This is a genomic window from Mycobacterium sp. (assembly GCF_049280035.1).
Taxonomy (GTDB): Bacteria; Actinomycetota; Actinomycetes; order Mycobacteriales; family Mycobacteriaceae; genus Mycobacterium.
This window is the reverse complement of sequence record NZ_JBAPPI010000524.1, coordinates 1-9,634: the sequence shown is the minus strand read 5'-3', so window position 1 is coordinate 9,634 and position 9,634 is coordinate 1. Positions and strand designations below refer to the sequence as shown.

The 9,634-nt window shown below is 67.1% G+C and carries 8 protein-coding genes; all 8 read right to left on the bottom strand.

Features of this window, described 5'->3' with window-relative positions; all coding sequences use genetic code 11:
* A partial coding sequence (gene argB / locus WAN71_RS16965) for an acetylglutamate kinase (RefSeq protein WP_422226449.1) occupies positions 1-736 on the bottom strand: 736 nt, incomplete at its 3' end.
* Positions 733-1,944, bottom strand: coding sequence for a bifunctional glutamate N-acetyltransferase/amino-acid acetyltransferase ArgJ (gene argJ, locus WAN71_RS16960; RefSeq protein ID WP_422226448.1), 1,212 nt, complete (start codon positions 1,942-1,944; stop codon positions 733-735). The genes argB and argJ, both read right to left, overlap by 4 nt.
* On the bottom strand, positions 1,941-2,984 hold the full coding sequence (gene argC / locus WAN71_RS16955) for an N-acetyl-gamma-glutamyl-phosphate reductase (protein WP_422226447.1): 1,044 nt from the start codon (positions 2,982-2,984) through the stop codon (positions 1,941-1,943). Before argC ends, argJ begins: the two co-directional genes overlap by 4 nt.
* Positions 2,985-3,083: 99 nt before the next feature.
* A complete protein-coding gene (locus WAN71_RS16950) occupies positions 3,084-4,325 on the bottom strand; it encodes a cytochrome P450 (RefSeq protein WP_422226446.1) in 1,242 nt (413 codons plus the stop codon).
* A 165-nt stretch (positions 4,326-4,490) separates the two neighbouring features.
* On the bottom strand, positions 4,491-6,998 hold the full coding sequence (pheT, locus tag WAN71_RS16945; protein WP_422226445.1) for a phenylalanine--tRNA ligase subunit beta: 2,508 nt from the start codon (positions 6,996-6,998) through the stop codon (positions 4,491-4,493).
* Entirely contained in the window at positions 6,998-8,041 is a 1,044-nt protein-coding gene (pheS, locus tag WAN71_RS16940) for a phenylalanine--tRNA ligase subunit alpha (protein WP_422226444.1), read from the bottom strand. The genes pheT and pheS overlap by 1 nt, the downstream gene beginning before the upstream one ends.
* Positions 8,042-8,151: 110 nt before the next feature.
* On the bottom strand, positions 8,152-8,955 hold the full coding sequence (locus WAN71_RS16935; protein ID WP_422226443.1) for a rhomboid-like protein: 804 nt from the start codon (positions 8,953-8,955) through the stop codon (positions 8,152-8,154).
* A 9-nt stretch (positions 8,956-8,964) separates the two neighbouring features.
* On the bottom strand, positions 8,965-9,634 hold a 670-nt coding region (locus WAN71_RS16930), incomplete at its 5' end, for an adenylate/guanylate cyclase domain-containing protein (RefSeq protein WP_422226442.1).

Below are 9,634 nucleotides of genomic sequence, written 5' to 3'. Positions count from 1 at the left end.
TCTCCAATGTGGGCAGCAGCTGTGCCAATGTGGCGGTGTCGATTTCGGTGACCAGTGAATCGCGATCGGGCCAGCTGGTGTAGAGGCCGTCGATATCGGTGAGCATCAGCAGCTTTTCGGCTCCGAGTGATTCGGCCAGCGCCGCCGCTGCGGTGTCGGCATTAATATTGTGCACAACGCCCTCGCTGTCTGGCGCCAGCGTCGAAACCACCGGGATCCGTTTCGCTGCAATAAGATCGAGGATCGCCGCCGTGTTGACATGTTCGACGTTTCCCACCAGCCCGATGTCGGTGGGCACGCCGTCGACCGTGACGCTGCGCCGTACCGCCGTGAAGAGCTGTGCGTCCTCGCCGGTGATACCGACCGCATAAGGTCCGTGCGCATTGATCAGGTTGACCAACTCGCGGCCCACTTGACCGAATAACACCATCCGCGCAACGTCGAGCACTTCCGGTGTGGTGACCCGGAAGCCGCCCTTGAAGTCGCCGGGGATCCCGAGCCGTTGCAACATGGCGCTGATCTGAGGCCCGCCGCCATGAACCACGACCGGGTGGATGCCGCAGTTTCGCAGGAACGCCATGTCGGCGGCGAACGCGCACCGCAGCGTGTCGTCGATCATCGCGTTGCCGCCGTATTTGATCACGACGATCTTGTCGTGCAATTGCTTGAGCCAGGGCAGGGCTTCGGCCAGCACCTGGGCCTTGGCTTGGATCGACACTGCGCCGGTGGTCGTCATGACGAGTAGGCCGAGTTCTCTTCGACGTAGCCGTGCGACAGGTCGGTGGTGCGGATGGCCGCCTGGCCGTTGCCCATGTTGAGGTCGACGAGGATGTCGATGTCCGCAACTGACAGGTCCACCTGGCGGGCCCCTGCGGCGCCGACACCGTTGATGCACACCGCAGATCCGTTGAACGACACGGTGATCCGGTCCGGATCTAGGCTGATCGGCGCCATGCCGACCGCCGCCAGCACCCGGCCCCAGTTCGGATCGGAGCCGAATAGCGCGGTCTTGACCAGGCTGTCGCGGGCAACCGCCCGGGCGGCAACCAACGCGTCGTCCTCGGTGGCGGCGCCGGTGACGGTCACGGTGACCCGTTTGGTGACGCCTTCGGCGTCGGCTTGCAGCTGCACGCACAGGTCATCGCAGACGCGCAGCACGGCGTCGGCGAGATCGGCTTGGGACGGCGCGATCTCGCTTGCGCCGGAGGCCAGCAGCAGCACGGTGTCGTTGGTCGAGCAACTGCCGTCGACGTCGAGGCGGTCGAACGTGCGCGCGGTGGCCCGGCGTAGCGTGTCCTCGAGCGCACCGGCCTGCGCGACGGCATCGGTGGTGAGCACGCAAAGCATGGTCGCCAGCGAAGGCGCCAGCATCCCGGCGCCCTTGGCCATCCCGCCGATCGTCCACTTATCCGGATGGTGCAGCGCAACCTGTTTGGGCACGGTGTCGGTAGTCATGATGGCCCGTGCGGCCTCTTCCCCACCGGCCAGTCCACCGGCCATCTCGTGCACGACGTGACCGACCCCGGCGAATACCTTGTCCATCGGCAGCCGGTCGCCGATCAATCCGGTTGAGCACACCGCGACTTCGATCGCGCCGGTTTCGGTGCCCCAGTCCGACAACGCGGCGGCAACCGCTTCGGCGGTGGCGTGAGTATCGGCAAAGCCGTCCGGACCCGTGCAGGCGTTGGCGCCGCCCGAGTTCAGGATCACCGCGCGCAGCCGGCCGGTGGTCAGCACCTGCTGTGTCCACAGCACGGGCGCCGCTTTGACCTGATTGCGGGTGAATACTCCGGCGGCGGCGTAGTCCGGGCCCTCGTTGAACACCAGGGCGAGGTCGAGTGCGCCCGACGCCTTGATCCCGGCGGCGATCCCGGTGGCGCGGAAACCAGCCGGCGCCGTCACCCCCTGGGCACGCACCAGACGCGCGGCGTCCGCGCGAGTCACGGCGCCACTCCGACCACCGAAAGGCCCTCGGTTTCCGGCCAACCGAGCGCCAGGTTCATCGACTGCACCGCGGCGCCGCCGGTGCCCTTGACCAGATTGTCGATCGCCGCGATGGCGATGAACGTGGCGGCGTCCTCGTCGACCGCCACCGCGATGTGCGCGGCGTTGCTGCCGATCACCGCACCGGTGCGCGGCAGCTGTCCTTCGGGTAACAAATGAACGAAAGGCTCAGCATGGTACGCCTTTTCGTAGGCAGCGCGCAGCTGCGACAGCGGTGACTGGGTGCGTGCAGTGCAGGTCGCCAGGATGCCGCGCGAGGTGGGGATGAGCACCGGTGTGAACGACACGGTGACGTCCCGGTCGGTGACGTGCTTCAGCCCTTGGACGATTTCGGGAGTATGCCGGTGCGCGCCGGCGATGTTGTAAGCCCGCGCCGAACCGATGACCTCCGAAGCGAGCAGGTCGGTCGTCGCGGCGCGGCCGGCGCCAGAGGTGCCGCTGACCGCGACGACGGTGACGGCGGGGTCGATGAGGTCGGCGGCCACCGCGGGGAAAAGCGCCAACAGCGCGGCGGTGGGATAGCAGCCCGGTACCGCGATGCGTCGGGCATCGCGCAGCGATTCCCGACCCCCGGGCAGCTCCGGTAGCCCGTACGGCCAGTTGCCGGCGTGTTGGGAGCCGTAGAAGCGCTCCCATGCGTTCGGGTCGGTCAGCCGGAAATCCGCACCACAGTCCACCACCAGCGTCTGGGGGCTGAGCTGTTGCGCCAACGTGGCCGAGTGGCCGTGTGGAAGCGCGAGGAAAACCACATCATGGCCTTCCAATACGTCGACTTCGGTGGGCTCGAGTACCCGCCCAGCCAGCGGTAACAGGTGCGGATGGTGGTCAGCCAGGGTGCTGCCTGCGCTGGTGGCGGCGGTCACCGCGCCGATCGTCAGCCGCCCGTCGTGGTAGGCCGGGTGCCCGAGCAGCAGCCGCAGGATCTCGCCGCCCGCGTAGCCGCTGGCCCCGGCCACCGCCACGCGTATCCCCTGGGTCATCCAGCCAGTTTTGCATGGTTATGCAGGTGTTTGCAAGTTAATACCAAGGCGGCCCTGCGCTACCGCAAGCATCTCCGCAAGACGGTTGGTTGGCGACGATCAGTGTCCGGCGTCGAATTCGATGGGCAGGGTTGTCGGGCCGGTGATTCCGGTGATGGCTTTCCAGGGCGCGGGGCCGGTTCGGCGGGGGTTGGGCATGCGTTGGGTGATGACGCGAAGGGCTTCGGTGAGTTCGATTCTGGCTAGATGAGCGCCCAGGCAGTAGTGCACGCCGCCGCCGAAGGTGAGCAAGGCCGCCAGCCCGTCACGGGTGATGTCGAGGCGGTCGGGGTCGTCATAGACGGCCGGGTCACGGTTGGCCGACGCCGTGTTGGCGAGCACGAGGATGCCGGCGGGAATAGTGACCCCTGCAAGTTGGACGTCTTCGGCGGCCTCGCGGATCGTACCGAAAACACTTGGGTAATAGCGCATGAGCTCATGAACGGCGTTGGGGGCCAGTTCGGGATGCTTGCCGAGCAACGCCCATTGGCGGGGGTGTTCGCACAGGACCTGTACCGCTGCGGCCAACTGGTTGCGGGTGGTATCGGTGCCCGCGGTCAGCAATGTGGCGGCCAACATGAGTAGTTCGCTGTGGGTGAGGCGGTCGCCGTGGTCCTCGGCGCGGATCATGTCCGAAATCAAATCGTCAGTGAGGTTTCGGCGGCGGCGGGTGAGCATGCCCTCGACGTAGGCATCGAGTTGATCCCACGCCTTCACGATGGCCGGCCCGTCATTGGCGACGTTCCAGTCGAAGAGCTTCTTGATGTCATCGGTCCAGTCGCAGAACAGCTGCCAGTGCTGCCGGGGTGCACCCAACAGTGCACAGATGATCTGCGTCGGGTATCGCCCCGCTATGTCGGCGACCACGTCGCAGTGCCCCACGGCGGTAACCGGGTCAACCAGCTCGGTGATGACTTCGACGATCAGGGTGCGCAGCCGTTCGGCGCCGCGGGGTGCGAATGCTTTCGAGACGAGTCGGCGCAGCCTGCGATGCTGGTCGCCGTCAAGGCCCAGAATATTCTGGGTTGCCCGGTCCCACAGCGGTCCTGAAGTAATGCCCTGGAGGTCCAGTCCTAGCCCGTGAGCGGTGACAAATCGCGAGTCCCGAAGCACAGTGCGGACCAGCTCCTGGCTCAATACCTGCGGGCCGTGCGGCCCCATCGCTAGCGGCGCCTGTTGGCGGGCCTGGCCGATGATGCGGTGCGCCTCATCGGGGTTGCGCAGGTGGTCGTAGGCAATCGACGGCAGCCCCGCCTCGAAGAAGTTCGGGCAGGTGCTGGTTGGGACAGTATCGATGGTCATGGTGGCCTCCCGGAGGTCATCGATGCAGTACCTTCGCCACAAAGTCTTGGTGCCGGGGCCGCCCACCACATGCGTAGTCGACTACTTATCTTTTGGGTCGAGTACTCGGAGCGCTGAGGGGTCGGAGATTTACGCGCGTCGCTGACGGTTTTCTACGCGGGGAATTCAGCCCCGCAGCACCGCGCCAACCCGCTCGGCGGCACAGCGGACCGCCTCGTCTCGGGCCGCACTGGCCTCGTCTTCGGTGAGTGTGCGATCAGCCGCGCGGAACCGCAGCGCGAACGTCAGCGACTTACGATTCTCCCCGACCTGCGGGCCGGTGTAGACATCGAATAGCCAGACATCCTCCAGCAGCTCGCCCGCACCGTCGCGGACCGCGTCTTCGACCGCCTGCGCGGCGACGTCGGCGTCCACCACAAGGCTGACGTCTTGGAACACGGCAGGAAACGGCGAAACCCGCGGCGCCGGCAACGCCTCGACAATGGGCATGGCATCGATGTTTAGTTCGACCGCGCAGGTGCCCTTTGGCAGGCCGGAGCGCTCGATCACCGCGGGGTGCAGCTGCCCTGCATGGCCGATGACGTGCTCGTCGTCGTCCCGCACCACCAGCACTTCGGCACAGCGGCCCGGATGCCATGGCAGACATTGGGCGGGCCGCAGCACCACCTCAATTCCGCTGGCGCGGGCGATGATCCGGACCGCCTCGAACGCATCGGCCGCTTCCACGCGGCGGCCCTCGCCCCACGGGCCGCGCGGCTCCCGCAGCCCGGTCAACACCGCGGCGACATGCTGCGGTTGGCGCGGCAGCGAGGCGTCGAGTTGGGCGATTTCCTCGTCGGTGGGACGTCGGTCCACTGGGATGAGCCCGACGCTCTTGGTCTGCTCGGTCGGCTGCACCACCTGCGCGATGGCGTACAGCGCGACGTCGACGATGCCGCGGGACACGTTGCGCGCCAACGCCTCCAAGAGTCCCGGCAGCAGCGTGGTGGCCAAATGCGGCCGGTCGGCCTCCAACGGGTTGAGCACCTGGGTGGTGTGCCGCCGTTGGTCGTCGGCGGGCAGGCCCCAGGTGTCGAAAACGCCGGCCGGCAGAAACGGCGTCGGCAAAACCTCCACGTAGCCCGACAGCGCCAGCGACTTGCCGATCGCGCGACGGCGCCGTTGGTTGGCCGACAGCCCGCGCCCGGCCGGCGCCGACGGCAGCACCGACGGGATCAGCTCCAGCCCCTCCAGCCGCAGCACCTCCTCGACCAGGTCGGCAGGCTGCAGCAGGTCAGGCCGCCAGCTGGGCGGAATTACGGTCAGGGCTTCGCCGTCGCCGGTCACTGCGGCGCCGATCTGGGTGAGCCGCCTGGCTGTCGTGCCTGGCCGATAGCTCACCCCGGCCGTGCGGTCCGCCAGGTCGGCCGCAATCGGGATCGGCGGCAGCGACCAGTCGTCGCGTGGCGGATCGCCGCGCCAGTCGGTAAGCGTCTCAGACACCTGGCCGCCGGCGATATCGGCGAGCAATCCGGCGCAGCGATCCAGCGCCACCACCGAGATGGCCGGGTCCACCTCGCGCTCATAGCGACGGGCGGCCTCACTGGGCACGTGCAGCCGCCGTGCGGTGCGAGACACCGCCGCCGGATCCCACACCGCGGCCTCCAGCAGGACGTCGGTGGAGTCGTCGCGCATCTCGGTGCTGCCCGACCCCATCACTCCGCCGATCGCCGCGGTCGCGACGTCGTCGACGATCAGGACGTCGGCCGGGTTGAGCCGGCGCTCGATGTCGTCGAGGGTGACCACGGTTTCGCCGGACCGGGCGAACCGCACCGCGAAGCCGCCGGTGATCCGTTTGAGATCGTGCGCGTGCATCGGGTGGCCCAACTCCAGCATCACGTAATTCGTCACGTCGACGGCCGGCGAGATCGCCCGGATACCCGCGAGCAACAGCCGGCGCTGCAGCCACCACGGCGACACCGCGGTCGGATCGATCCCGGTCACCGGGCGCAGCGCGAACCGGCGCACGCCGGTCTCCGGCTGCACCGTCAACGGCCAGGCGTCCGCCTCGCGGGGCAGCGGGGGCACTACAGCGCTGGAGGCCGGGTCTATAAAGTCGAGGTCGTAGGCGCAGGCGATCTCTCGGGCCAAACCGCGAACCGACATGCAGTAACCCCGATCCGGGGTGATGGCCAGGTGAAAGACCACGTCGTCCAAGCCCAGCACCTCGACACCGCCCGCGCCGGGCTCAGCGGTCCCGGGCGGCAGCACCAGGATGCCGGAATGGTCTGTGGTCAAACCGAGTTCGGCCGCCGAGCAAATCATGCCGTCGGAGTCGCGACCGTAGGTCTTTCGGTGGGTGATCGTGAAGCCCCCGGCCAGCGTGGTTCCGGGCAGCGCCACCACCACAAGATCGCCGGTGGCGAAGTTAGTTGCACCGCAGACGATTTCGCGTGGCTCGCGTTCACCGACGTCGACTTTGCAGGCGCGAATTGGCTTGTTGAACTCGGTGAGTTCTTCGATGTCGGTTACCCGTCCAACGGTTAGTGGTCCGCTGACCGGGCCGAGCGTGATTACATCTTCGACCTCATGCCCGATGCGCAGCAGCGTCTGTTCGAGATCGTCGGGCGGCACATCCCAGCCCGGGGCGCCGACTGCGACGACGTCGCGTAGCCAGCTATAAGGGACGCGCATCAGGCATCCACCCCGAACGGCAGCGAGAACCGGACGTCGCCCTCGACCATGTCACGCATGTCAGGGATACCGTTGCGGAACTGCAGAGTGCGTTCCAGCCCCATCCCGAATGCAAAGCCGGAATACAGTTGTGCGTCAACTCCAACGGCGCGCAACACATTCGGGTTCACCATTCCACAGCCGCCCCACTCAACCCAGCCGGCGCCACCCCTCTTCTTCTCGAACCACACATCGACTTCCGCGGATGGCTCGGTGAAGGGGAAGAAGTGCGGACGAATCCTGGTGCGCGCCTGCGGTCCGAACTCGGCCCGGGCGAACGCGTCGAGTGTTCCGCGCAGGTGGGCCATCGACAGACCGCGATCCACCGCCAGCCCCTCCACCTGATGGAAGACCGGCGTGTGAGTGGCGTCCAGTTCGTCGGTGCGGAATGTGCGGCCGATTGAGACGATATAGACCGGGAGCTCACGCTCGAGCAGAGTGCGCACCTGCACCGGCGACGTGTGGGTGCGCAGCAACTGTCGGGAGCCGTCCGGAGCGATATAGAAGGTGTCCTGTTCGCTGCGCGCCGGGTGGTCGGGCTGGAAGTTGAGCGCATCGAAGTTGAACTGTTCGGTCTCGACCTCCGGCCCCTCGGTCAGTTCCCAACCCATCGCTATGAAGGTGTCGGCGACGTGCTCGGCCAGAATTGTGATCGGATGCCGCGCACCGGTCGGCTGGCGGGTCGACGGCAAGGTCACGTCGATGCGCTCGGCGATCAACACGGCGGCATCCCGCTCAGCGCGCAACACCGCCAGTCGTTCGTCGTAGCTGCGTTGAACGTCGCCGCGGGAGCTGTTCACAAGACGACCGGCGTCAGCACGATCGGTCTTGGGCAACGAGGCCAACGCTTGGCGGGCCAGCGCCAGCGGCGAGCGATCACCAAGGTGCTCGGTCTTGGCACGTGCCAGTGCGTCGAGGTCGGCCGCGCTTGCGAAGGCTTGCCGGGCTGCGTCGACCGCTGCGGTCAACGCCTCCAGCGACAGGTCGACGGGTTGGTCACCCACGCGGCGACACTCTCCTTGCTGTGCTTCTGGGGATTCGCGGCACGGCGTGACGCGCAAGTGCCGATCATATGTGGTCCCGTCACTGACGATCGGAAGCCGTCAGCCTCTTGTCAGGCGTTGAGTACCGGCTCCGGAGCCGCCAACGCGGCCACCGGCAGTTGACGGCGCACCGCGCGCGAGCGGGCAATCCCCACCGCCGCTAGCGCACCCAATAGGCCGACGGCGCCTACGATCAGCGTCGTCCGCTCTCCGTGCGCCATCATCAGGAATCCAAAGCTCGCACCAACCCCCAGCAAGGCGTACCGCAGCCAGGTCCACTGCGCCGGGCCAACCAACCGGGTGGAGACCAGCATGCCCAGCACCAAGGCCACGAAGTGCCCTACGGCGGTGAAGTCGTCGCCCAACGCCGCGGACGCGATGCCGACAGGGAGCCACCAACCTATCCAGGCCGGCCGCCACCTGCGTGGGACGGCGGAGGTCAGCGCGCCCAGCACCGCCACGGCGCCGTAGCTCACACCGACATCACTGGCACGTGAGATCGACAGCGGCAACCAGCCGAGTTCGACTGCCGCGGTCAGCCCCGCGGCGACCAGCAGCGTCGCACCGACATGGCCGGTGACGAACACCAGGGCCAATCGACCACTGCGCCAGATCAGCTCGGCGAGGGCGAGCAAACAAACTAAGCAGGGTAACCAGAACCAGATCGGGCCGGCATCGGTGACGAATGCGCTGCCGAACAGGGTCGCCAGATGACCGTGCGCCAGGTTGTGCAGGTTGGTGCTGGCCAGGGCGATGACGTGCGCACGCGCCCGCGGACCGAGCTCCACGAGCGCGACGCTGACAGACGTCAAAGCGAGCGCGTAGCCCAGCGTGATGCGGACGCGCGCCAGCCGCGACAATAGGCCAAAAATCATTGCTATCTACTATGCCTGCGGATCTTCGTCGTCTGCAGCACCCGAACCTGTCAAATCCCTGACAGTTTCGGCGGCAGCCTTGAGCCGATAAATGGCCAAATCGGCCGGCAGTCCGGGTGTTTTACCTGCGAAGACCGGTCGGTGTACCCGCTTGGCCGTGACACCCAGCGCCTCCAAATCCGCCTGCGAAAGCGCGTCCAGTGTGACGCCCGACACCATTACTCCTCCCCGGGTGGCGCGCTCCATCACCCGGGCGGCGACGTTGACGTCGACGCCGAGCCAGTCGGAGGCCAGGCGCTGCGGGCGCCCGGTGTGAATACCAACCCGCATTCGCGGTTGGTAGCCGTCGACGTCGACCGACTTCAATGCCCGCTTGGCGGTAAGTACCGCGCCGACGGCGACCAGTGGGTCGGCGAACACCGCCATGATGCCGTCGCCCATCCGCTTGACGATGTTCCCGCCGGCATCCAGCAGCGGCGGTTCCACCGCCCTCGCCACCCGCCGCAAAAGCTTGAGCGTCGCGTCGTCACCGGCTTGCAACGACCACGTCGAGAAACCCACCAAATCGGTGAAAACCAACGTGACCTCGGGGTTTGCCGGGTGCTTGGAGACGGCTTCGGTCAACGCCTGCCACACCTGCAGTGCACCGAGACCGAACTCCCGAGACGCGCCGCCACGC